Source organism: Acinetobacter sp. 1000160, from assembly GCF_000588715.1.
In the GTDB taxonomy this organism is placed as follows: Bacteria; Pseudomonadota; Gammaproteobacteria; order Pseudomonadales; family Moraxellaceae; genus Acinetobacter; species Acinetobacter courvalinii.
The window spans coordinates 603,245-626,738 of record NZ_JFWP02000001.1; the positions used below are offsets into that span (position 1 = coordinate 603,245).

A 23,494-nucleotide genomic window follows, 5' to 3' on the forward strand; every position below is an offset into this window, starting at 1 on the left:
ATTTCAATTCAGCAACTAATCACAGGAATTATAAAAAAATCTTTAGTGTTTTGTGTAATTTGGGTAGCAAATCTTACTAAATAATCAAAAAGGCCAAATCACGGAATGATTTGGCTTTTTTTCAGAAGCAATCGTTTAGTCTTAATCAAACATATTAAGACTTAGCAATAACCTTCTAAACGCGTTAAAGGCAATTTCTTACCAATTGCTTTTTCAATTTCAGGCAAATAGAAAGCATCATCTTCCGACAAGAAACTAATACTCACGCCTTGTGCACCTGCACGACCTGTACGGCCAATACGGTGAACATAATCATCCGACTGTTCAGGTAAGGTAAAGTTAATCACATGCGAAACACCATCAACATGGATACCACGCCCCGCAACATCGGTCGCGATCATGATATTGTTCTTACCCTGCTTGAATTGATCCAGCATCTTCAGACGCTTATCTTGTGCAATTTCACCTGATAACATCCCCACACGATAACCATCACGTTTCAAATGATCATACAAACGACGCACCTGATCACGACGGTTGGCAAAGATCATCACTTTATCAATCGGTTCTTCACGCAAGATTTCTTGCAACAGTTTGTATTTATCTTCTTTCGCAACCACATAAACGCGCTGTTCAACATCGTTATTGGTTTTTTGCTCAGGCTCGATTTCAACTGTAACCGGCTCAAACAACCATTGACGGGCAAGATTGAGCACATCATAGCTAAATGTTGCAGAGAACATCAGGGTTTGGCGTTGCTCTTTAAACGGTGAAAAACGAACAATTCTCTTCACTGACGGGATAAAGCCCATATCGAGTAAACGATCTGCTTCGTCAATCACCAAGAATTCAATTTTGTCTAACCAGACTTCTTTTTGCTCGACAAAATCAATTAAACGGCCCGGTGTAGCCACAATAATATCAACAAAATTACGGTCCAGCATTTTCTTTTGCTTTTCAAAATCCACACCGCCCAACAAAGTGACCAGGTGCAAATTTGAAAATTTGGTTAATGCTTGCGCATCACTTTCGATCTGTAACGCTAACTCACGAGTTGGCGCTAAAATTAACGCACGTGGCTCACCACGAAAACGCTGTTCTTGAACTGGATTATTCAACAGATCATTGATCACGCTAATCAAGAAGGCAGCCGTTTTACCGGTACCCGTTTGCGCCCGACCAATGGCATCATGCCCTGCTAATGTATATTTTAAAACCTTTTGCTGAATTGGGGTCATTTTTGTAAAACCCAAAGCATCAATCGCTTTCTTCAACTGCGGATGTAAATTTAAGGTTTCAAAACCAGTCGTCATATATGCTCTCGAACCATCAATGACCAAAAGAAAGTGGCTATTATAAACAAAAACGCCCCAAATTACATTGGAGCGTTTTTATATTGCGTTAAGGCAACAAATTAGTCTAAAGGCTGAACGTTTTCAGCTTGGAAACCTTTTTGTCCTTGAACAACACTGAATTCTACACGTTGGCCGTCACGTAAAGAACGGTGGCCATCGCCCATAATTGCGCGGAAATGAACGAATACGTCATCACCACCATTACGCTGAATAAAACCAAAGCCTTTAGTGTCGTTAAACCACTTTACTACGCCTTGTTCACGAGCTGTCATAAGTCAATCCTCAGATATTGAAAGATAAGGACCTTCCGGTGTTGCAAACAGCAGAGCCAACAAGGTTTTAAAATATTTATAATTTTAAAGCTTGTAATCATTCTGTAAAACTATCAACAATTTCCGGTTACATCCATTTGTTATAGGGTTTATTACATTAATTGTGTATTAAACTCTTCCTAAAACGCATCGAGCTTATCACGGGTTTATAACAATTAATAGAATTATTTTTAGTTATTTCCATCTGTTCTATCTGTTTTTTTCAATAATTTAGCTGTTTTTTTTAATGGAATTTTTATCATAAAAATTACGCAGAAATTTGTTAAGATAATTTTGAATGAAGTGATTTAATTGAATATGACCGACACAATCAACACCCCGGATATCATTGATGCATTAGGACAACCCTGTCCTATGCCCTTGCTGATGTTAAAACGCGCTTTAAAAAAAGCGGGCCATTCCAAACAGTTTTTGTTGAAATCATCTGATCCACATAGTGAAATTGATGTAACACGATATTGCCAAATTCAGCAACTTCAATGCCAGACACAAAAAATTTCAGAGCATGAATTTCACTATTTAATTGAATCTATGTGATTCTTTGCTAAACTCTTGGTAAAGATAAAATAGTTTACTTTACATTTCTATACTCAAATTTCCTTAGTGATGAAGAGCATTCGCATTAAGATGAAATTGTTGACTTAAATACCATCCTATAAGGAGAATCCATGACTACTGACAGCAGCAATCAATTGATGCCCCTGTCATTGTCTGCGCCAGGTGTAAACCTTGGTGCATATATCAGTACTGTCAATCAAATTCCAATTTTAACGGCCGAGCAGGAAAAAGAACTTGCTGAGCGTTACTATTATGACCAAGATCTTGATGCTGCCAAACTTTTGGTAATGTCACACCTCCGCTTTGTCGTACATATCGCACGGAGTTACGCAGGTTACGGATTGCCACAAGGCGATCTCATCCAAGAAGGTAACCTCGGACTGATGAAAGCAGTGAAACGTTTCGACCCTAATATGGGGGTTCGTTTAGTTTCTTTTGCCGTGCACTGGATCAAAGCTGAAATTCACGAATATGTGATCCGTAACTGGCGTATCGTCAAAATTGCGACCACCAAGGCACAACGTAAACTGTTCTTTAACTTGCGTAGCCTCAAGAAATCGAGCAAGCGATTGACTTTGGAAGAAGCCAAATCGATTGCCAATGATTTGAATGTTACACCTGAACAGGTGTTAGAAATGGAAGGTCGTTTAACTGCCTATGATGCTGCGTTTGAAGCTCAAGGCGATGATGATGACGATACCCCGCATACCGCACCAGCATTGTATCTCGAAGATAATCGTTACGACCCTGCACGTCTGATTGAGGAAGAAGATTACGAAGAGCAAAGCACTTCTGCCTTGCATGAAGCGATGGACCAGCTGGATGATCGCTCACGTAATATTTTACAGCGCCGCTGGTTAGATGATGACAAATCCACTTTGCATGAACTGGCTGCAGAATATAACGTTTCTGCTGAACGTATTCGCCAGCTAGAAAAAAATGCAATGGAAAAAATCAAAACCGCCATGTCTGCGAGTTAAGATTAATTCAAACACAAGGGCTTTTATGCCCTTTTGTTTTATCTGACTTTGTTTAAACACCCGAATATGTTAACTTTGTTCATCAAGTTTCTAGTTCCATTATCATTATGTGGATAGCAATCTCGGCACTTAATCTTGCGCTTGCAGTGATGTTAGGCGCTTTCGGTGCCCATGGCCTCAAATCTTTTGCCACACCAGAACAACTGGCTTGGTGGAATACAGCAACCCAGTACTTTTTCTATCATGCGATTGGATTACTGGTTTTAGGTGTCCTACATAAAACCACTGCAACCTTCCCTATAAAAATTCCTTATATTTTGATCCAAATTGGCATCATCTTTTTCTGTGGTTCGTTGTACATTATGGCGCTTGGTCTGCCTAGAATCTTAGGTGCCATCACCCCGATTGGCGGTGCATTTATGATCGCGGGCTGGATCATGCTCGCATGGCAAGCAATTAAACATGCGAAATAAGGATTTATCATGCATATCTATTTAAACGGTGAGTCACTCGACACGCCTTGTGAAAACCTACAGCAATTGATTCAAAGCTTAGCGCTTGAAGGCAAACGCTTCGCTGTAGAGAAGAACCAACAGATTATTCCGAAAAGTAGACTTGAGCAGACATTGATTGCTCCTGAAGATCGTATTGAAATTATTCAAGCTGTTGGTGGCGGCTAATTGGCTAAAAATGGAGTAAGCCCATGCAAGATTCCCCTTTAATTATTGGTTCACGTACTTTTCAATCACGTTTATTGGTCGGAACTGGTAAATATAAAGATTTAAATGAAACCGACTTAGCCATTCAAGCAAGTGGTGCAGAAATTGTCACCGTTGCGATTCGCCGTGTGAATATCGGACAACATGCCGATCAGCCGAATCTGCTTTCAGTGATTCCACCAGAGAAATACACCATTCTGCCGAATACTGCTGGCTGTTTTGATGCAGATAGCGCGATTCGTACCTGTATGCTGGCTCGTGAGCTACTTGATGGTCACAATCTGGTAAAGCTTGAAGTACTCGGCGATGAAAAAACCTTGTACCCGAATGTGACAGCAACGCTTAAAGCAGCGCAAACCTTGATTGATGATGGTTTTGAAATCATGGTTTACACCTCGGATGACCCGATTGTTGCGCAAGAACTTGAAAGCATGGGCTGTGTTGCCATCATGCCTTTGGGCAGTTTGATTGGTTCAGGTCTCGGTATTTTGAATCCACATACCATTTCCATCATCAAAGAAAATGCCAAAGTTCCTGTATTGGTGGATGCTGGTGTGGGTACTGCCAGTGATGCTGCGATTGCGATGGAACTCGGTTGTGACGGCGTACTGATGAACACGGCGATTGCTGCGGCTCAAAATCCAATCTTGATGGCTTCTGCGATGAAAAAAGCCGTTGAAGCGGGCCGTGAAGCATTCTTGGCGGGTCGTATGCCGCGTAAGCGTATGGCCAATGCCAGCTCGCCTGAAACGGGTTATTTCTTTAAGTAAATCAACTCAGCATGTTTTTGGGCGAACACAGTTCGCCCTTTACATTCACAGAAATTATTTTTAGACGATCATTAGTATTAAAAATATAAGTAACATCGCTACAGTAAAATTAGGAAAAGAGGCGATTTATGACAAAGTTTATTTTAGAACCAATGTACGAAATCATTCCAGTTCAACTCGAATATGGCGCTGAGGAATTTTTTGGGAACCCCCTTTTGAGACACTTAAAGAAATTATAACGTGATGGGAAAATAAAGAAGATTTAGATATTTATAAGAATGATGTTATGGATATTCTTGGTGGGGGTGTAATACGACCCTAATGGAGTTTTATTTTTTCAAATTATATTGATCTCTTAGGTTTCTAACAAAAGGCGTTATATTCCAACTATCCTCTAACGACTCTACACCATTTGCCCAATAAAGAACCGTTTGTGTGTGCAAGTCAAGATGATTTTCAACAATCAATAGAGTCCGATACCAACGACTATCGTTCTCTAAATTATCCACCTCTTCAAAAGATTGAAAAAGCATTTCAATCAGCAGAAATCGTTCATCTTCTGTAATATCATTTAGATCATAAGCATTTAAAAAATCATTTATGTGGATTGCGTCAGCAACTTCATATTCCCAATCTTGCATATTATCGTGATAAGGTAAGTTTAATCGCTTTGCCAATGCTACCCTAGCATTAGTGTTAGGGAGCTTAGGAATATTTGAACTATTTCTCATCTAATATTTCTTTCAAATTCCTTCTCGCCCTTTGCTCAAAATTCTGTTGAAAATATTCGGTTTGATACAACGGTTCAGTCTGATAAAAATGTGCGAGAACTTGTTTTCTTTTAATCAAATAAATATCTGGATCTACCCAAGCATATTCCTGCTTAATCTGCTGTTCATATTCTTCAAAACGCTCTGGCGAAGCTGCTAAAATCGCCAAATCAATATCCAGTAAAAATTGCAAATCCAACTCATTCGTCGATTCGTGCTTTTGCGTGGCAACAATCCATTGCTTTATCTTCTGAACGATATCAATTGATAAATCTTGAGCCAAATACTGTTCAAATAGCTCTGCACTTTTCAGCTCATTATCTTTTGCTTGCGGATCATAGATCGCATCATGAAACCAGAGTGCTAACTCAACTGAATAAGCATCTTTTAAATCAGGTCGAATTGAATCAAGTAAAACCAGACATTCATACAAGTGCTGAAGCGTATGATAAGCCCGCTGTTTTTCACTATAGGCAGCAATCAACTTGTTAAAAATTTTCTGCGGTTCAGAGAAATGATAATGCCGATGCAGCTCAAACCATGATTTTTCTAATAAGCTTAAATATTGCTGCATTGCTCATCCTCATTGAATTGCTTTATTCAGCCACTTTGCCAAGGATTCAGCATCTTTACGCTCCAGAAAAAGCTGGTACAAGGTACAGGAACCAAACTCATGTTTCAGTTCCTGTTGACGGACAGGATGATTACCAAACCGGAACCGTCGAGTGCCATCCGTATCTAAAGGCAATGCATACACCCCATAACTCCGAGGTTCGGTCAGATGCCCTTTGATTCGGACTTGATCAGACGATATCGCGTATTTTAATAAATGTTGTTTGGTTAACATCCCACCCTGCCTAGGGTAAAACTAAGCTGCGTGCTGTTCATCTCGTTTAAAGACCAATTCTTTATCCGATGAACTTTCAGCATCAAAGTAATACCCTTCACTATCAAATGCTTTTAATTGTTCTACTTGGCTTAATTTATTTTCAATCAAGTATCTCGCCATTAGCCCACGCGCTTTTTTCGCATAGAAACTAATGACTTTGTATTTTCCGTTTTTCTGATCCAAGAATACAGGCTTGATGATTTCTGCCTGAATTTTCTTTTCATTCACAGATTTATAATATTCGTCAGAGGCCAAATTTACCAACACTTTTGCATCAATTTCAGCTAAATCCTGGTTAATTTGATCGGTGATAATACTGCCCCAGAATTCATATAGATTATGGCCACGTGTATTTTTCAATTTAGTGCCCATTTCCAAGCGGTACGGCATCATCAAATCCAATGGACGTAATAAACCATAAAGACCAGACAACATACGCAAATGCTGCTGTGCAAAATCAATATCCTGATCGTTTAAGTGATAAGCATCTAAACCGGTATACACATCGCCTTTAAATGCAAACAAGGCTTGACGTGCATTGGAAAAATCAAAATCTGCATTCCAGTCACGGAAACGTTCTACATTCAAGGTGGCGATTTTCTCGCTCACGGTCATTAACGATGCGATTTCACTCGCAGAAAGCTTGCGACATACATCAATCAACTGCTGTGATTGTTCTAATAAACGTGGCTGAGTATATGTATCCGTAGGTAAAGCCGTTGTGTAATCAAGTGTTTTCGCTGGAGAAATTAAAGCAAGCATAATCAATCAAAAAATAAATTTAACTTGATGAAACTATAACAGTTGATAATTTTTAATGCCAATTCGTGTTTTCATTCTTCATTATCGGTAAAATAGTGGATTCTTCCATTATCCATTGCGTATCTTATGTCTGAGCAATTATTCATCCAGGGTCCTGTTGGTCAAATTGAAATGTTTGTCGATCAACCTCAAGGTGAAGTCACAGGTTTTGCTGTGGTCTGCCATCCACATCCCTTGCAAGGTGGAACACCAAATCATAAAGTCCCTGTACTGCTGGCTCAGATTTTTAATGAAATGGGCTGTGTCGTGTATCGCCCTAGCTTCCGTGGTTTAGCTGGCAGTGAAGGCACCCATGATCAGGGACACGGCGAAACGGATGACATTATGGCGGTAATTGAATATGCACGTGCAAAACATGCAGGTTTAACCTTCTATGCGGGTGGTTTCAGCTTCGGTTCTCACGTATTGGCAAAATGCCAAGCCCAACTCAGCGAAGAATTACGTCCCAAACAACTGGTGTTATGTGGCTTACCTACGGGTTCGGTCGTCGATTTACGTCATTACAAGACCCCGGCTATCGACGGCGATATCCTGTTCGTTCATGGCGAGCAAGATGATATTACCCTGCTCTCAGATATGATCGCGTGGGCAAAACCACAAAAACATCCGATCACGATTTTGCCAGGCGCCAATCATTTCTTTACAGGTTATCTAAAACAATTGCGTCAGGTCATTGCCCGTTTTTTAAAACTGTAGACTTAACAACAAATTACTAAGAAAAATATACGTGTTTTGAATCCAATGTCTGTTATATCAGTAGAGATGTACAGACATTGGGTTCTTTAATAATGAAATTCAATAAAAAACAGGGACTTTTTTTAAAGCAAAGTCTACCGCAGCCTCCGTCGCCTATTTCGGACAAGCAATTGATACAGGCAGTGGTCATTTTTCTTTGTTATTTCTGCTCTCCACTCTTATTTATGCCGCACTTGCGTTCTGGTTCCCCTCAAAACTGATCTGGGTGTTCTCGCTGCTTGCGCTCGGCTCATGGTTTGGAACAGAAACTGGCTATATGTCAGGTTGGGGGGCCTATTATCTTGGGATGAACTTCCCGTTACGCTTTGTCTTTTTTGGCGGTGCCTTGATTGGCTTAAGCCTGCTATTTAAACGCTATGCGCATTTTAGAGACTTCGCCCATCCAACTTATGTCATGGGACTGCTTTATCTGTTTATTGCCTTATGGATTCTCTCGATTTTTGGCAATTATAGTGACTTGAGTAGCTGGTATAACATTAAACAATACGAGTTACTACATTGGGGCGTTTTATTTGCCTTTATTGCCATCATCGCGATTGTTTATGGTTTAAAACATGATGATGCCACCTCACGCGGTTTTGGTATCACTTTCCTATTTATTAATCTCTACACCAAGTATTTTGAGTTCTTCTGGAATGGCATACACAAAGCTATTTTCTTTATCTTGCTCGCTGCATCTTTCTGGTGGATTGGCCGACATGCCGAAAAACTTTGGAACTTGGAGTTTCTACCCAACCAATCCAGAATCAAGAAAGACCATCCACTTGAATGATTACTGAAAATCACGCCAACTCAAGCCAAACCGGGCCAAATACTTTTTGACCCGGTCGCTGTCATTGGTGGTGTTACGTTGCTGGCGTGAAGCAGCAAACAGTTGGCGTCCAGCATCTGCCATCGATTTGGCATGTTCACAGACTTGTAGCACGCCACGCAGTTGAATCTGATCAAATTCATCAATCTCGCTCAACTGGGTTTGATCTAAATATTTGAGGAGAATATTGATATCTTTAGATTGGTTTAGTGTGGTTTGAATCGACCACAGTTGCTTTAAACGCTCAATCTCTTTTTCCACCGTTTCCAAACGGATCAACTCACCACTGGATAATGTCGCTAATCGGGTCACACTGGCGGTTAAATCCCGGAAATTCCCCTGCCAAGATGCTTCTTTAGACTTAGCAAATTTCAAATACACATCAAGTGCATCACGTTGAAAACGCAATTGACGTTGATGATTCGCTGCAAAACGCTGCAACTCAAACTCAACATTCGGGGCAATATCTTCAATTCGATCTTTAAGATTCGGTAAAAAGAAAGTCCATGTATTCAATCGTGCCCATAAATCTTCACGGAAATGACCTGCTTGCACCTCTGCCCTAAGGTCTTTATTTGTCCCTGCAATCAGTTGAAAATCGGCCTGAACCTCTTTATCACTTCCAACAGGAAAGAAGGATTTATCTTCGAGTGCCTTGAGCAGCATCGCTTGCTCATCTAGCCCAAGCTCACCAATTTCATCCAGAAATAAAATACCCTGATCAGCACTTTTTAATAAACCTGCTCGTGAAGCCGCTGCACCTGTAAATGCCCCCTTGATATGCCCAAACAAACTCGACATGGCACTATCGCCACGAAGTGTCGCACAGTTCACATCAATAAAACGCCCACTCAAATGAAACTTGTCTTTCTTTAACTGAAAGATTTGTTTGGCTAAATGCGATTTACCTACCCCTGTGGCACCCATAATCAAAATCGGTGCACTGGAACGTGTCGCCACCAACTCAACCTCGGTGATCAATTGATTAAATTCATGGTTATAGGTTGAAATATTGGCTTTCAATTGTTGCCAGTTTTGTTGCTGTTCATCTTCAAAACGTTGCTTGAGCACATCATAACGTGACAAGTCCAGATCGATGACCCGGTATTCACCTTCTGGCGTTTTTTGTTGGTTGGGTGCACTTTGAATCAGCTTGGCAGGTAGATAATTGGCATCGACCAATAGATACCAACAAATTTGCGCAACATGAGTACCTGTGGTGATATGCAAAAGATAGTTATTGTTTTCCGTATCAAAAGGATAACTTTTCACAAAATCATACAGCACACCATAGACCTCGGCAAAATCCCAAGGATCACGAATACTGACACGCTGGCCTGAGACAGTGGTCGATGGCGATAGCTGCTGGGCATCTTCAGCAATAAATTTAACTAGATTATGATGTTGTCGATCATGCAACAGTACCAGTTCATCCACCATCAGATCTTCATGCATTAAAAGGCTCAAGGTTGGACGCCAGCGTTGCCAGCGGTCAGGACGCTTGCCCTGATCTAAAGTAGAGCCGACAAAGCCAATCACGACAGTTTTCTTTGCATTCAGCATAATTTCTATAATATTTTATATATGACTATCATATACAATACGCATTTCAATGATAAATTCCAACAATATGCTTCATTTTACTTTTTTAGGCACCTCTTCTGGTGTACCCACACTCACATGCAACGTCTCTGGCCTAGCCATCCGTAACAGCAAGAATAAAGACTGGATCTTGGTCGATGCTGGCGAAGCTACACAGCATCGTATTCAACAGGCCAAACTTTCATTGCAAAGCCTAGTTGCCATCTGTATTACCCATGTTCACGGCGATCATTGTTATGGATTGGTTGGCTTATTGGCCAGTGCAGGTATGAATGCCCGTACTGCGCCTTTAACTATTATCGCACCTAAAGAAATTCAACAATGGATTGAGGTTACCGCACAATTAACGGATTTACATTTGCCCTATCCACTCAACTTTATCGATGTGAATGAAGCAACTCAGATTCTATCGTTAACCGATGAACTCTCGATTCAAGCTCATCCACTGAGTCACCGCGTACCTAGTTTTGCATTCAGTATTATTGCGCAATACACCCAAAAGAAACTAGATACACAGGCTTTAGTTCAACTCGGCGTACCCAAAGGTAAAGCTTGGGGAGACTTACAACACGGTCAAGATATTCAGTTTAATCAACAAACGTTGAAAGCAACTGATTTCACTCAAATCCAGACGCAACGTATACATGCCATCGTGGGTGGAGATAATGATCGTCCTGAGTTATTAGCGCAAGCATGCCAAGATGCCCAACTCCTTATTCATGAAAGCACCTACACCCAAGCTGTTTTAGATAAAGTGGGCTCAGGCCCCATGCATAGTTCTGCAAAGAGAGTTGCAGAATTTGCTCAACAGCAAGGGCTAAGTAATCTGATCTTGACGCACTTTAGTCCACGCCATCAGGACTATGCCGGGCAACAAGCAATTGCTGAAGAAGTTAGAAAATTCTATCAAGGCAACTTCTACTTAGCTCATGATTTTGATCAATTTAGCTTAGATGATATAGGCCAACTTACAAAAATTGAAAAATCCTAATAAGTTTGCAGTATGTGAGGAGCTGGATAAAACCCATAACAACATATATATCTTTTAGGATACTTTTATATCTTAATGAATATAAAAAATTTACTAAAACCAAGCCTTGATTGCAGCTTAAAAGATATTTAAAAATTTTATTTTAATTATTTATCAATAATTTACTAATTATAAAAATTAAATTTAAAAAAACTGGCACAGTCAGTGCAATAGTATAGACACACAACATCATTGGGATCTTGTGAATATCACCTGCCTGCAAACGCTTGGCAGGCAGGCTTTGAAAGGAAAATGAAAATGTCTGTCGTTGAACAAATCAACCAACAAGCTCAATTTGAACAAGAACAGCAACAACGTGCTTATCAAGTTTTAAAAAATGAAACGGGTATGCCGGTAAAGATGTGGACCAATGGTGTGCTTGTTGATGACAACTCCAAACAACAATTACTACAAACCGCACAAATGCCGTTTATTTATAAATGGATGGCCGTAATGCCCGACGTTCATTTTGGTTTAGGTGCCACCATCGGAAGCGTGATTCCAACCAAAGGGGCGATTATCCCTGCTGCAGTCGGTGTCGATATTGGTTGTGGGATGATGGCAACGCGTACCAGCTTAACTGCTTCTGATTTACCCGATAATTTATATGCTTTACGTACCGAACTGGAACGTTTGATTCCGCATGGAATGACCAAACGTGGACGAGATAAAGGTTCTTGGGAAACTCCGCCTGAAATGGTAGATCAGGCCTGGGCTGATTTAGTAGCAGACTTTGAATTGATCTGTGCCAAGCACCCTCGCCTAAAAAACACCAATAATCGTAAGCAGTTGGGGACATTAGGTACTGGAAATCACTTTGTCGAAGTCTGTTTAGATGAACATGACCATGTCTGGATTATGTTGCACTCAGGATCTCGCGGTGTCGGTAATGCCATCGGTAATCATTTTATCGAACTGGCGCGTAAAGATATGCAAAAGCATTTTATTAACTTACCTAACAAAGATTTGGCATATTTAGTCGAAGGTACTGAGCATTTTGATGATTATTGGTTTGCTGTCGGTTGGGCACAGCGCTTCGCCATGAAAAACCGTGAAATCATGATGCAGTCTGCGATTAAAGCCTTAGCAACGATTATCCCAAAACCGTTCCAAGCACGTTTGGAAGCCGTAAACTGCCACCATAACTATGTGGAAAAGGAACAACATTACGGCGAAGAAGTGATGGTAACCCGTAAAGGTGCTGTACGTGCGCGTTTGGGAGAATATGGAATTATCCCAGGTTCAATGGGAGCCAAGTCTTTTATTGTTCGTGGGCTTGGAAATCAGGAATCGTTCTGTTCATGTTCGCATGGTGCAGGTCGTGTCATGAGCCGTGCTGAAGCAAAACGTCGCTTTACCGTAGAAGATCAGATTGCGCAGACCGAAGGTGTTGAATGTCGCAAAGATGCTGCGGTAGTTGATGAAATTCCATCGGCTTATAAACCGATTGAAGATGTCATGAAAGCACAGCAGGATTTGGTTGAAGTGGTGTATACATTAAGACAAGTGGTCTGTGTTAAGGGCTAAATACCTGAGCACAACCAGAAGGTGCATATATGTTTGTCCAATTAGATCATTTGAAGACCAAAGAATTACAATCTGATCTTGATGCCATACAAGCTGTATTTGAAGTTTTTTTGTTTGATGTCGCACATCAAAGGGAATCTTCGAATACGCTGACTATTCATCCACAGATGCTATTGAATTGTGAAAGTTTAGCCTTGGAAAAAACGTTAGACTTGAACTCACTAGCGATAGAGCAATTAGATCGTAGCCTTGTAGATCTTGATCGTTTGGACAGACCTGATTTATTTTCTGGACATAATTGGTTTTTGAGCTTGTTAGAGGCAATCATTGATCCACCATATGGAACAACCCTTGCCCCGTCTCATCGGGCAGCATTCTTCCGAGCATTTTTGCAGCTATGCCTTTTTACGGAGAAAGACTGTGAAATATATGATTGGGTTGGCTACCCAGGTAGTGCTCGGGAAGAAAGTTCTGAATGGAATGATTATTTTGAACCTGGCCGAGAATGGTGGGGTAATTGGTGCTTAACCATTTATTCACCAGAGCAAAATAAAGGCTGCTTACTACTTGCCAGCTCAACAGACTAAAGAATAAATTTTTTAGGAAAATAAAATATGAAACTCGCAGAAGCATTGTTACTTCGAAGCGATCAACAAAAAAAGCTCGCTTCATTAAAACAGCGGATCAACGCCAATGTATTGGTACAAGACGGTGATGAACCGAGCGAAGATCCAAATGAACTGATCAAACAGGTATTTGCTTTAACCCAAGAAAGTAATCAACTGATTTGTCGTATTCATTTGACCAATGCGCAAGCAAAGCTTGAGGATGGCAAAATTCTGCTGTCCCTATTAAGCTTGCGTGATAGTTATGCTGAACAGCATAAGATTCTGGTTGATGCGATTGCCAATACCCATCGTGAACCTGATCGTTATAGTTCACGTGAGATCAAATGGAAGAAGGTTATCCCTGTTTCCAGCTTGCAAAAACAAGCCGATGATATCAGCGCGAAATTACGCGATTTAAATATCAAGATTCAGGCTGCCAATTGGCAAATTGATTTAGTCGAATAGACAACAAATTTTGTGAATCTAGTTCACAAGCATAGTTTGGGCATACTGGGCGAGTACAAGATCCTGCGTTACTCCGATCTGAGGGATTGAAAATAATTCAGGCGGCTATGGCAGTATGTGAGCCGTGCATCAATCTTCACTGATTAGGCTCAGCACCATGCACCTAGCAAAGCTTTGCCGAAAGCAAAGTCACACGTTACTTCGCATTACCATGTACTGACAGTATGTTCATTAAATTACAAAATAAGGAAAATAGAAGTGAATAAAGCTTTGGCAAATATGCCAGCAACCATCCAGATTGATGGTTCACAAGGTGAAGGTGGAGGACAGATTTTAAGAACTGCCCTTGCCCTTTCAATGATTACAGGTCAAGCATTTGAATTAATTAACATTCGTGCTGGGCGAAAAAAACCAGGCTTAATGCGTCAACATCTGGTCTGTGTACAGGCATCTCAACACATCAGCCAAGCCTATGTGGAAGGTGCTGAACTTCATAGCCAGCTTTTGTACTTCGCACCCCAGCATGTACAAAGTGGAAAATACCAATTCCAGATTGGTTCGGCAGGAAGTACGACACTGGTTTTACAAACGCTCTTACCAGCTTTGTTATTACAAAATGAAGCCAGTGAATTGACTATTTCTGGTGGCACTCACAACCCGCTTGCGCCAACGGCAGATTTTATCGAGCAGTGTTTTTTGCCAGTATTAGAAAAACTTGGAATAGCGGTCGAGTTTAAGTTAAATAAAGCAGGCTTCTTCCCGATTGGTGCTGGTGAAATTCAAATCAAGATTCAGCCTTGGCAACATCGAAATAAACTAAATTTACTAGATCGTGGTACTTTGCAAACGACAAAGGCATTTGCGGCAGTACTTAACCTTTCCGAAGAGACGCAAATTGCACAACGGGAACTGGCAACCTTAAATAAAAGACTAAAACTGGATACGCAACAGCAATTTCATTTAAACGGCATTAGCCAAGGTAATACGGCCTATGTCAAAGTTGAACATCAACAGCACATTCAGCTATTTACCGCTTTAGGTGAAATGCGCAAAAGTGCAGAACAAATTGCCAATCATTTGGCGGAACAGGTGAAGCAATATATTAATTCTCAAGCTGTAGTAGATGAGTATTTGACAGATCAGTTGCTATTACCTTTGGCATTGGGTCACGGTGGTGAATTTACGGCACAATGTATTAGTGAACATACCCGTACACAGGCTGCAATGATTGAAAAATTTATTGATTGTGAAATTAAGTTTATCGAACTCGACCAAAACCTGTTTCAGGTCAAAGTAAACGTAGAATAGTGAATATTAAATATGAAAGAACATACTCAAATAAGCAAATTTTTAAGCCTGATATTACGACATAAGCCTGAACAAATTGGGCTTCAACTTGATCAAGAAGGTTGGGCAAAAATTGCTGAGCTTATTGAAGCTGCACAACAACACAATGTTCCTCTAGATGAAGCATTACTCCAAGTCATCGTAGAACAAAATGATAAAAAACGCTTCCAAATCTCAGAAGATGGTTTGATGATCAGGGCTGTGCAAGGCCACTCAACAAATACGGTACAACGGCAAATGATTGCGCTTGAGCCACCACAATATTTATATCATGGCACAGCGAGTCGATTTATAGATTCAATTCAGACGCAAGGCCTAATCGCTGGACAGCGCCATTATGTGCATCTAAGTGAAAATAAAGAAACGGCTTTGAATGTAGGCCAACGCTATGGTAAGCCTGTGCTATTTTTGATTAACACACTACAAATGTATAAAGATGGTTTTGAGTTTCATCAGGCAGAAAATGGTGTTTGGCTAACAATACATGTACCAACACAATATTTATCATTGATTGATCAGACCAAGACAGGATCATTGGTCTGATCTGATTACAACATTAAATTAAGCTACACTCTCCAAAGCTGTCACCAGCAACTTCCAGCATTTTTCTACGGTATCCACTTTAACCCGCTCTCCCGGTGCATGCGCACCCTGAATATCCGGACCAAAAGATACCATCTGCAAATCAGGATAATGCTCCGCAATAATGCCGCATTCCAAGCCCGCATGAATCACTTTTAAATTTGGCTCAATCTTAAATGCAGATTGATAAGCTTGTTGTAGGCATTTCAATGCAGCTGAATCTGGATTCGGTGTCCAACCTGAGACTAAGGGCGTTAATTCAGATTGAATCTGGAAATTGGCGAAGTGCTGTTGAATGTTATGTGCGAATGTTACCGCTTCTTGGTTCACCATCGAACGAACCATAATCAAAGTTTTGACCTCATCTTTGGTCAGTTTGACCACACCAATATTATTCGAGGTTTCAACCACATCGGGTAAAGCACTACTCCACTGTGCAATACCATATGGACATGTTGCCAATGCCTGCAACCAAGCTTGTTGCTGCTGCAATGAAATAACTTCGTTTATCTGGTTGGCATTTTGCTGTACACTGATCTGTAGCTGGTCATCAATGCCTTGCAGTTTCTGCTGCCATTCAGCTTGTATTGCTGCAACTGCTTGTTCTAAGTCAGCCAGTTGTTCAGTTTCAATTGCAATCGTCGCCACTGCTTCACGCGGGATAGCATTACGCGCTGTTCCACCGACAAATTCAACCAATCGACCATTGGATTGTGCCAAATACTCATTGAGGAAATGGGCTAAAATCACATTGGCATTACCACGCCCCAGATGAATATCAACACCAGAGTGTCCACCTTTTAGTCCTGACACTAGCACATCTACATAAATTAAATTAGCGGGTGCTATTTCATATTCAAGTGGCTGTCCTACTTCAATATCAATACTCCCAGCACAGCCAAGATAGAGTTCGCCCCATTCCTCTGTATCGATATTAAATAACCATTGTCCAGTTAACACCCCTGCCTCAAGTAAACGGGCGCCACTCATTCCCGCCTCTTCATCAATGGTTAGCAGAACTTCGATCGGACCATGCGCAATATCATTTGATTCTAATACTGCTAACGCCAGTGCAACTCCAATGCCATTATCGGCACCCAATGTGGTATTTTCAGCAATCAGCCAGCCGTCTTTTAATACAGGTCGAATGGGATCTTTGAAGAAATCATGTTGGGTCCCGCGATTTGCCTGAGTCACCATATCTAAATGGCCTTGCAGAATCACACCTGCAACGTGCTCTTTATGTGCTGTAGCAGCTTTTCGAATAATTAAATTGCCAACGTCATCGACATAAGTTTCTAGGTTACGCTGTTCCGCCCAATCTTTTAGATGTTGTCTGAGTTGTTGTTCATGTTTGGAAGGTCTAGGAATCGTACATAAGGTCTCGAAATGTTGCCAGACCACTTGCGGAGATAATTTAGAAAAATCGACCTGTATCATGCACCTATACTCTCAAATAAAGCGTTTAAACCAATATACACCATACACCTAAACGGTCTTGATGTTAAATCACTTCATTTAAGATTGTATTCGTAAAACTGTCTTAGCTTTTCCAGACAAACTGAGAAAAACTATGTTCGGCTTTTAAGCTATTTTCCACGGCTTGGGCCAATTGGCGAATAATACTTTGTGTCTCAATGCGCTCAAACCAAGCTTGTTCTTGCTGTGGATTGGCTGAGATTTCACAAAGAATATGTCCTTCGGTATCCTGTTGCGAACATAAAATCGAAAGCGGCAATTGGTGATTGTCAATACATACTTCAATTTTTTCATGTTCATGACGAATATGCTGCGCATCGAAGCCATATTGTTCTAATTGTTTATACAACAATGCCGCCACGTATTCTTGCGTGATATAGCATTCATTCGGTGGATGATCGACCACTCCATGTTTTGGGCAATCTGCGATAAATTGCAAGGTTTTCATGCTATTCCCTCTATTTTTATATTTTAGCGCTGTACCACAACCCAAATCCAACGCATATACTCTGAATTATTATATATACAATTGTCTATAAACGATTAGCTGATTGTCTTAGTTGTATTGTTAAATTGATAAATTTCGACCCGATTAGATATGTACATCAGCAAAGTCATCATTTTAAGTATTTAAACGCTGAGTGAAGGCATTTAACAAATTCTTTTTAGCGATAAATACATAAAAAAAGCAGCATTCAACCGTCTTGAGCTGAATGCTGCTTTAATCAAATCAGATTACTGATTGACTACACTTAAATCCAATCCGGCCGAATTTGCAAGCTCGGTAAAGGTTGGGAAACTTGTCGCTACGGTTTCGGTCCCATGAATGGTGATTTCACCTGAAGTACGTAGACCCGCCATGCTAAAACTCATGGCAATACGATGATCATGATGTGATTCAATTTCACCACCTGTAAAGATCGGTGACCAGTCCCCAGACTTGCCTTTACCTTCGATGATAATGCCATCTTCGGTCGGGGTACAGTCGATACCCATGATTTTCAAGCCATCTGCCATCACTTGGATACGATCAGATTCTTTGACACGAAGCTCAGCAGCACCCGTCAACACGGTTTGACCTTCTGCACATGCAGCAGCAATGAACAATGCCGGGAATTCATCAATGGCTAAAGGTACTTGATCTTCTGGCATGTGAATGCCTTTCAGGGTTCTTGAACCTTTGATATGAATATCTGCAATCGGCTCACCACCTGCGATACGTTCATTCTCAACCGTCAGGTCAGCACCCATTTGCTTGAGGATTTCGATCACACCTGTACGCGTCGGGTTAATCCCAACCGCTTCCAGCACCACATCGGCACCTTCGGTAATCGCAGCACCGACCATAAAGAAAGCAGCTGACGAAATATCTGAAGGCACCTGAATATCAGTACCGACTAATTTGCCACCACCGACAAGCGAGATTTTATTGCCTTCAGTTTTTACATCATAACCAAAGGCACGTAACATACGTTCAGTATGATCACGGGTTGGTTCAGGTTCAGTCACCGACGTTTCACCTTCAGCCCATAAACCAGCCAATAAAATACCTGATTTCACTTGAGCTGATGCCATCGGTAAATCGTATTGGATTCCTTTAAGTGCCTGACTGCCGGTAATACTCACAGGTGGCGTACCTTTCTCGCCTGTAGTCTGGATGAGTGCACCCATTTCACGAAGTGGTTTGGCAATACGCTCCATTGGACGTTTAGACAATGACGCATCACCCGTCATGACTGAATCAAATTTTTGCGCAGACAGCATGCCAGACAGCAAACGCATACTGGTGCCTGAGTTACCCATATATAAAGCACTTGCTGGTGCTTTTAAGCCTTGCATGCCCACACCATGAATAGTGACTTCACCATTCTTCGGTCCTTCGATGCTCACCCCCATGTCTCGGAATGCCTGCAAAGTTGCGAGTGCATCTTCACCTTCCAGAAAGCCGGTCACATGGGTAGTGCCTTCTGCAATCGCACCAAACATAATCGAGCGATGTGACACAGATTTGTCACCTGGTACGGTGAATTTACCTGTAAATGTTTTCTTTCCCGGTAAAATGCTAAATTGCTGTGTCACCTTGTTTTTCTCCATCAAAGGTTTTTTGGCTAACATATGATTAAAATGTTGGCGTGCTGCCTGCGCGTGGCCTAATAGCCCCATCAACGCTTGCGAATCTTCCTGTTCAATCAGTTTCTTTAAAACGGATAATTGCTGTTCAAAACCATCAACCGCATTCAAAATTGCGGTTTTATTGGCAAAGAAAATATCATGCCACATCTGTGGATCACTGGCTGCAATCCGAGAAAAGTCCCGAAAACCACCGGCTGCATAACGGAAAATATCTAGATTATCTTCACGATTTGCCAGTTGTTCCACCAGATTGAATGCCATTAAATGCGGTAAATGACTGGTATGCGCCAACACTTCATCGTGTTTAGCAACATCCATGCAAATTACTTCTGCTTTTGCCGCAGACCAGAGTTGAATCAGTTTTTCAACTGCCCACGCTGCACTGGTCGGCAGTGGGGTCAAAATCACTTTGTGATTGACGAATAAATCAACTTTACCCGCATGTACCCCAGTATGTTCTGCACCTGCAATCGGATGCCCCGGTACAAAACCGACTGGTAGCTTTTCTCCAAACACTGCTTTTGCAGCTTCAACCACATTGCCTTTGGTACTGCCCACATCGGTAATAATGGCATTGTCTGCAAGATAAGGCTTGATCTGTTCCAGCACTTTTTGTGTTGCACGCACAGGCAAGGCTAAAACAATTAAGTCTGCATCCTGAACTGCTTCTTCTGGCGCCGCATAACCGTGTTGAATCAGGCCGAGTGCCTTGGCATCTTCTAATGTTTTTTTTGAGCGGGTTGAAGCCACAATTTGAGATGCAAGTTGTTCTGCCACAATCACACGGGCAAGACTCGATCCAATCAGTCCAAGCCCAATAAATGCAACTTTTTTAAATAATGGTTGAGACATAAAACATATTTGCCTAATGAGACGACTTTGATATGGATAGATACCGAAGTCATCTATCCATTCGATAAAACGGGATTATAAAACAGCGATTGGATATGAACCGAGTACACGTAACTCTTTCACCATTGGACGGATTTCTTCCAATGCCGCCGCAACATTTTCCTGTCCGATATGCCCTTCTAAATCGATAAAGAATACATAGGCCCATTTTTCAGGTAATGCCGGACGTGTCTCAATACTGGTCAAGCTGATTTGATGCTTGGCAAAAGGCGCAAGAATTTCCAGCAAAGCACCCGCACGATCATGTGCAGAGATCAATAACGAGGTCTTGTCATTACCGCTTTGAGGAATCTTCTCACGACCAATCACAAGGAAACGTGTGGTATTTTCAGGATTATCTTCAATATTACTATGTAAAATCTCAAGATTGTACATGCTTGCCGCAATATCAGAGGCAATCGCAGCAGAATGCCATTCGTTACGAATACGGCGTGCCGCTTCTGCATTTGAGTTCAGTGCAACACGCTCAACGCCCGGATAATGTGCATCTAACCATTTACGACATTGAGCCAAGGTTTGCTGATGCGCATAAATCTGCTTGATGCTGTCTTTACGGGTATTTTCTGAGACAAGGAACTGATGATGGATACGAAGCTCAACTTCACCGATCACATTGACAGTCGATGCTTTAAAGCAATCCAGTGTGTGGTTCACAATCCCTTCAGATGAGTTCTCTACAGGAACAACACCATAGTGCGCGCTGCCCGCTTCAACTTCACGAAACACTTCATCAATGGTCGGTAATGGACGTACAACCGCATCTTTACCAAAATGCTTTAACACCGCAGAATGGGTATATGTCCCTTCTGGCCCTAAGAATGCAATGCTTTGTGGTGCTTCAAGCGCCAGACATGCTGACATGATTTCACGGAATAAACGTGCCATGGTTGCATCAGACAAAGGGCCCTGATTACGCTCCATGACTTTACGCAGCACTTGCGCTTCACGTTCCGGACGATAAAACAGTGGATTTTCTTCGGATGCAAATTTCGCTTTAGCTACCGCTTCTGCCAGTGTCGCACGGCGGTTGAGTAACTCTTGGATTTGTTGATCAACACTATCAATATCGTTACGAATTTGTTCTAAATTAAGTGAATTCGATGTGTTTTGTCCATCGTTTACCATTGAATGCAGCCTCAGCAAAATCATCTATAAGAATGGATTACAATCTATCTATGAATCGATTATCCGAGCTAGAGTATAACAATACTTTTAAGCATTAAACACGCTGAGTTTTAACTCTTTTTCTGATTAAACTTTATTGATAATGATTTTCATTATATATTACTTGTCAAAATTTTGATGGGTGTAAATAAAGTGATGTTTAAACATCTTGGGATTTTGACTTTTTCTCTGCTCATGGCAACACCACTGGCTTTTGCTCAACCCAATACCTCCAGTTCAAATAAAGCGCCTCTCAAAGCACAGACCAATATTCAGCAAAGCTTTGTAATAGCATCCAAATATACAAAACATGATTATCTGATTCAGATATCGGTTCCTGCTGGTGAAGCTCCACAGCAAGGTTTTCCTGTGCTGTATGTACTGGATGGTAATGCCGCATTTGATAGTGCCGCCAATATCGCTAAATCTGTGGGTGGTGGTGCCAATCGTTTAGGTTTGAGTCCGGTCGCCATTGTTGCGATTGGTTACCCTAAACAAAGCACTTTTGATGTAGAAAAGCGCGCTTTAGACTATACACCTCAGGCATCGGCTGAGTTTCAAAAGCAAGCCAAGTACACTTATGGTGGTGCAGACCAATTTATTCAATTTATAGAAAAAGAGCTAAAGCCTGCAATTCAAACCAAAATTAAAGTCAATTCACAGCAACAGAGTTTATTTGGGCACTCCTTTGGTGGACTGTTTGTTTTACACACTTTCTTTAGCCAACCACACATGTTCCAACGTTATATTGCCGCCAGCCCTTCACTCTGGTTTGATGATTATGCACTGCTCAACAAACAAAAGAACTGGTTAAAGAATAAAGCAAATCGTGCTCAAGAGATCATGCTGATGACCACAGTGGGTACGCATGAACATGGACGAAGCCCAACACTAGATGCTGAATCCTTGCAAAAGCAGAACAACTTCTATCAAAACTTTAATCAGCAACGTTCAAAGCATTTCTTGTTCTGGAATTACAGCCATCCTGCCGAACAGCATCTCACCAATATGTATGCCAGCTTGCCGAAAGCGATTATGTTGGCAGGTTGTCAGCCGCAAAGTTGTTCAAATCTATTTGATGAACCAACGCCATAAATCTTGAATAAACACAACTGAATTTAAGCGAACGATTCTCTCCGCTTAAATTCAGACCTTTTGATAAGATAGATTGGTTATACTGCGAAAAGATCTCATAACAATAGTTAAATACAATGCATAAGATTTCCAGCTTAGGTTTATTGAGTCTAATCAGTATCGGTTTAACGGCATGTGGTGGCTGCCCTATGATTGCAGGTTGCAATGGCACCGACCGATCGCCTTACTTTATCACCCCGCTAAGCAATCAAGTTCGTGGACTACCTGTCCCGTCTCAAACCAAACTGACTTATCAATCACAACACTTTAGACAGATGCATCAGCAAACGCATGCCTTAAAAGAACAAAACCTAACAGGCATCACCTTGCCAGAAAATACCGCAATCCTTTGGGGAGGTATGCCGGTTGATAAGTTTTTTCAATTTTCAAATCCCGAAATGAAAGGTTTTAGCGTCTACCCTGCAATGGGATTTAAATCAGAACAATCGAATGTGTTCTTAAATTTATGGAAAAGTTGTGAAAGTGACTTAAGCATTTATCTAAAAAACCCAAATGACTGGTCATTTAATCCATCTAATATGCAAATAAGAGGCTGTGGCCGCTTTCAACAACGCAGTGAATATACGGAAGACCTTTTTCGGCAAGATGAAGCCGATGAGTTTCTACGCAAGATCAATCAAGCCCTACAGCAATTGCCTAAACAGCAAAATTATCCAGTTCTTTATCGATCGAACAAATCGTAAAAACAAAACAGCCCGCTTTCAAGCAGGCTGTTTGACGAGATAAAT

General features: G+C 41.2%; 25 protein-coding genes and 1 pseudogene. 15 read left to right on the forward strand and 11 right to left on the reverse strand.

What is annotated here, in order from left to right:
• Positions 1-161: 161 nt before the first annotated feature.
• Together rhlB and J699_RS15425 are read right to left on the reverse strand one after the other, a co-directional pair.
• On the reverse strand, positions 162-1,313 hold the full coding sequence (rhlB, locus tag J699_RS15430; RefSeq protein ID WP_005230851.1) for an ATP-dependent RNA helicase RhlB: 1,152 nt from the start codon (positions 1,311-1,313) through the stop codon (positions 162-164).
• 101 nt (positions 1,314-1,414) lie between these two features.
• Entirely contained in the window at positions 1,415-1,627 is a 213-nt protein-coding gene (locus J699_RS15425; RefSeq protein ID WP_004653893.1) for a cold-shock protein, read from the reverse strand.
• 357 nt (positions 1,628-1,984) lie between these two features.
• Between J699_RS15425 and J699_RS0218380 the strand changes: the two genes are divergently transcribed.
• The 5 genes from J699_RS0218380 to J699_RS15405 all read left to right on the forward strand — a co-directional run bounded on the left by J699_RS0218380 (position 1,985) and on the right by J699_RS15405 (position 4,714).
• Positions 1,985-2,224, forward strand: coding sequence for a sulfurtransferase TusA family protein (locus tag J699_RS0218380; protein WP_032869394.1), 240 nt, complete (start codon positions 1,985-1,987; stop codon positions 2,222-2,224).
• A 131-nt stretch (positions 2,225-2,355) separates the two neighbouring features.
• Entirely contained in the window at positions 2,356-3,225 is an 870-nt protein-coding gene (gene rpoH, locus J699_RS15420) for an RNA polymerase sigma factor RpoH (protein ID WP_005230860.1), read from the forward strand.
• A 107-nt stretch (positions 3,226-3,332) separates the two neighbouring features.
• Positions 3,333-3,698 (forward strand): DUF423 domain-containing protein, encoded by a 366-nt coding sequence (locus J699_RS15415; protein WP_032869392.1) that lies wholly within the window; start codon positions 3,333-3,335, stop codon positions 3,696-3,698.
• A 9-nt stretch (positions 3,699-3,707) separates the two neighbouring features.
• Positions 3,708-3,905, forward strand: coding sequence for a sulfur carrier protein ThiS (thiS, locus tag J699_RS15410; protein WP_032869389.1), 198 nt, complete (start codon positions 3,708-3,710; stop codon positions 3,903-3,905).
• 23 nt (positions 3,906-3,928) lie between these two features.
• Complete coding sequence (locus tag J699_RS15405; protein ID WP_004639328.1) at positions 3,929-4,714, forward strand: thiazole synthase; 786 nt, start codon at positions 3,929-3,931, stop codon at positions 4,712-4,714.
• A 329-nt stretch (positions 4,715-5,043) separates the two neighbouring features.
• Here J699_RS15405 and J699_RS0218390 read toward each other — a convergent pair whose 3' ends face one another.
• Genes J699_RS0218390 through yaaA form a run of 4 tightly spaced genes read right to left on the reverse strand, consistent with a single transcriptional unit; the run spans position 5,044 to position 7,135 of the window.
• Complete coding sequence (locus tag J699_RS0218390; RefSeq protein WP_032869387.1) at positions 5,044-5,445, reverse strand: hypothetical protein; 402 nt, start codon at positions 5,443-5,445, stop codon at positions 5,044-5,046.
• Positions 5,435-6,058: a metal-dependent hydrolase gene (locus J699_RS15400; protein ID WP_032869385.1), complete on the reverse strand. Its 624-nt coding sequence runs from the start codon at positions 6,056-6,058 to the stop codon at positions 5,435-5,437. Before J699_RS15400 ends, J699_RS0218390 begins: the two co-directional genes overlap by 11 nt.
• Positions 6,059-6,067: 9 nt before the next feature.
• Entirely contained in the window at positions 6,068-6,331 is a 264-nt protein-coding gene (locus tag J699_RS0218395) for a hypothetical protein (protein ID WP_005286314.1), read from the reverse strand.
• Positions 6,332-6,352: 21 nt separating this feature from the next.
• Positions 6,353-7,135, reverse strand: a complete 783-nt coding sequence (gene yaaA / locus J699_RS15395) for a peroxide stress protein YaaA (RefSeq protein WP_032869383.1) — start codon at positions 7,133-7,135, stop codon at positions 6,353-6,355.
• 126 nt (positions 7,136-7,261) lie between these two features.
• On the opposite strand from yaaA, the gene J699_RS15390 reads away from it, so the two are divergent.
• Positions 7,262-7,891, forward strand: coding sequence for an alpha/beta hydrolase (locus tag J699_RS15390; protein WP_005230875.1), 630 nt, complete (start codon positions 7,262-7,264; stop codon positions 7,889-7,891).
• Between the two features lie 133 nt (positions 7,892-8,024).
• A pseudogene (locus J699_RS15385) lies at positions 8,025-8,723 on the forward strand (DUF2157 domain-containing protein); the annotation flags it as partial.
• On the opposite strand, the gene rtcR reads toward J699_RS15385, so the two are convergent.
• Positions 8,724-10,325: an RNA repair transcriptional activator RtcR gene (gene rtcR, locus J699_RS15380; RefSeq protein WP_032869381.1), complete on the reverse strand. Its 1,602-nt coding sequence runs from the start codon at positions 10,323-10,325 to the stop codon at positions 8,724-8,726.
• Between the two features lie 67 nt (positions 10,326-10,392).
• Here rtcR and J699_RS15375 point away from each other — a divergent pair, with 67 nt between their 5' ends.
• The 6 genes from J699_RS15375 (at position 10,393) to J699_RS15350 (ending at position 15,884) form a co-directional block, all read left to right on the forward strand.
• Positions 10,393-11,355, forward strand: coding sequence for a ribonuclease Z (locus tag J699_RS15375; RefSeq protein WP_032869379.1), 963 nt, complete (start codon positions 10,393-10,395; stop codon positions 11,353-11,355).
• 297 nt (positions 11,356-11,652) lie between these two features.
• Positions 11,653-12,921: an RtcB family protein gene (locus J699_RS15370; RefSeq protein ID WP_032869376.1), complete on the forward strand. Its 1,269-nt coding sequence runs from the start codon at positions 11,653-11,655 to the stop codon at positions 12,919-12,921.
• A 29-nt stretch (positions 12,922-12,950) separates the two neighbouring features.
• Positions 12,951-13,508, forward strand: a complete 558-nt coding sequence (locus tag J699_RS15365; protein WP_032869374.1) for a hypothetical protein — start codon at positions 12,951-12,953, stop codon at positions 13,506-13,508.
• Between the two features lie 27 nt (positions 13,509-13,535).
• Positions 13,536-13,994, forward strand: coding sequence for a DIP1984 family protein (locus J699_RS15360; protein WP_004806564.1), 459 nt, complete (start codon positions 13,536-13,538; stop codon positions 13,992-13,994).
• A gap of 258 nt (positions 13,995-14,252) precedes the next feature.
• Positions 14,253-15,302: an RNA 3'-terminal phosphate cyclase gene (gene rtcA, locus J699_RS15355; RefSeq protein WP_032882696.1), complete on the forward strand. Its 1,050-nt coding sequence runs from the start codon at positions 14,253-14,255 to the stop codon at positions 15,300-15,302.
• A gap of 12 nt (positions 15,303-15,314) precedes the next feature.
• The gene (locus J699_RS15350; RefSeq protein WP_005230896.1) at positions 15,315-15,884 is read left to right on the forward strand and encodes an RNA 2'-phosphotransferase; all 570 of its coding nucleotides are present in this window, start codon (positions 15,315-15,317) and stop codon (positions 15,882-15,884) included.
• Positions 15,885-15,902: 18 nt separating this feature from the next.
• Here J699_RS15350 and J699_RS15345 read toward each other — a convergent pair whose 3' ends face one another.
• The 4 genes from J699_RS15345 to pheA form a co-directional block, all read right to left on the reverse strand.
• Positions 15,903-17,363: an aminoacyl-histidine dipeptidase gene (locus J699_RS15345; RefSeq protein WP_032869372.1), complete on the reverse strand. Its 1,461-nt coding sequence runs from the start codon at positions 17,361-17,363 to the stop codon at positions 15,903-15,905.
• A 103-nt stretch (positions 17,364-17,466) separates the two neighbouring features.
• Positions 17,467-17,850: a hypothetical protein gene (locus J699_RS15340; protein ID WP_005286345.1), complete on the reverse strand. Its 384-nt coding sequence runs from the start codon at positions 17,848-17,850 to the stop codon at positions 17,467-17,469.
• A 287-nt stretch (positions 17,851-18,137) separates the two neighbouring features.
• Positions 18,138-20,387 carry a bifunctional prephenate dehydrogenase/3-phosphoshikimate 1-carboxyvinyltransferase gene (locus J699_RS15335; protein WP_032869370.1) on the reverse strand — a complete coding sequence of 750 codons (2,250 nt, stop codon included), beginning with the start codon at positions 20,385-20,387 and terminating at the stop codon, positions 18,138-18,140.
• A 75-nt stretch (positions 20,388-20,462) separates the two neighbouring features.
• The gene (gene pheA / locus J699_RS15330; RefSeq protein ID WP_004772565.1) at positions 20,463-21,572 is read right to left on the reverse strand and encodes a prephenate dehydratase; all 1,110 of its coding nucleotides are present in this window, start codon (positions 21,570-21,572) and stop codon (positions 20,463-20,465) included.
• Positions 21,573-21,767: 195 nt separating this feature from the next.
• Between pheA and J699_RS15325 the strand changes: the two genes are divergently transcribed.
• Positions 21,768-22,706 carry an alpha/beta hydrolase gene (locus J699_RS15325; protein ID WP_032869752.1) on the forward strand — a complete coding sequence of 313 codons (939 nt, stop codon included), beginning with the start codon at positions 21,768-21,770 and terminating at the stop codon, positions 22,704-22,706.
• 116 nt (positions 22,707-22,822) lie between these two features.
• Entirely contained in the window at positions 22,823-23,449 is a 627-nt protein-coding gene (locus tag J699_RS15320; RefSeq protein ID WP_032869365.1) for a hypothetical protein, read from the forward strand.
• The last annotated feature ends 45 nt before the right edge of the window (positions 23,450-23,494 follow it).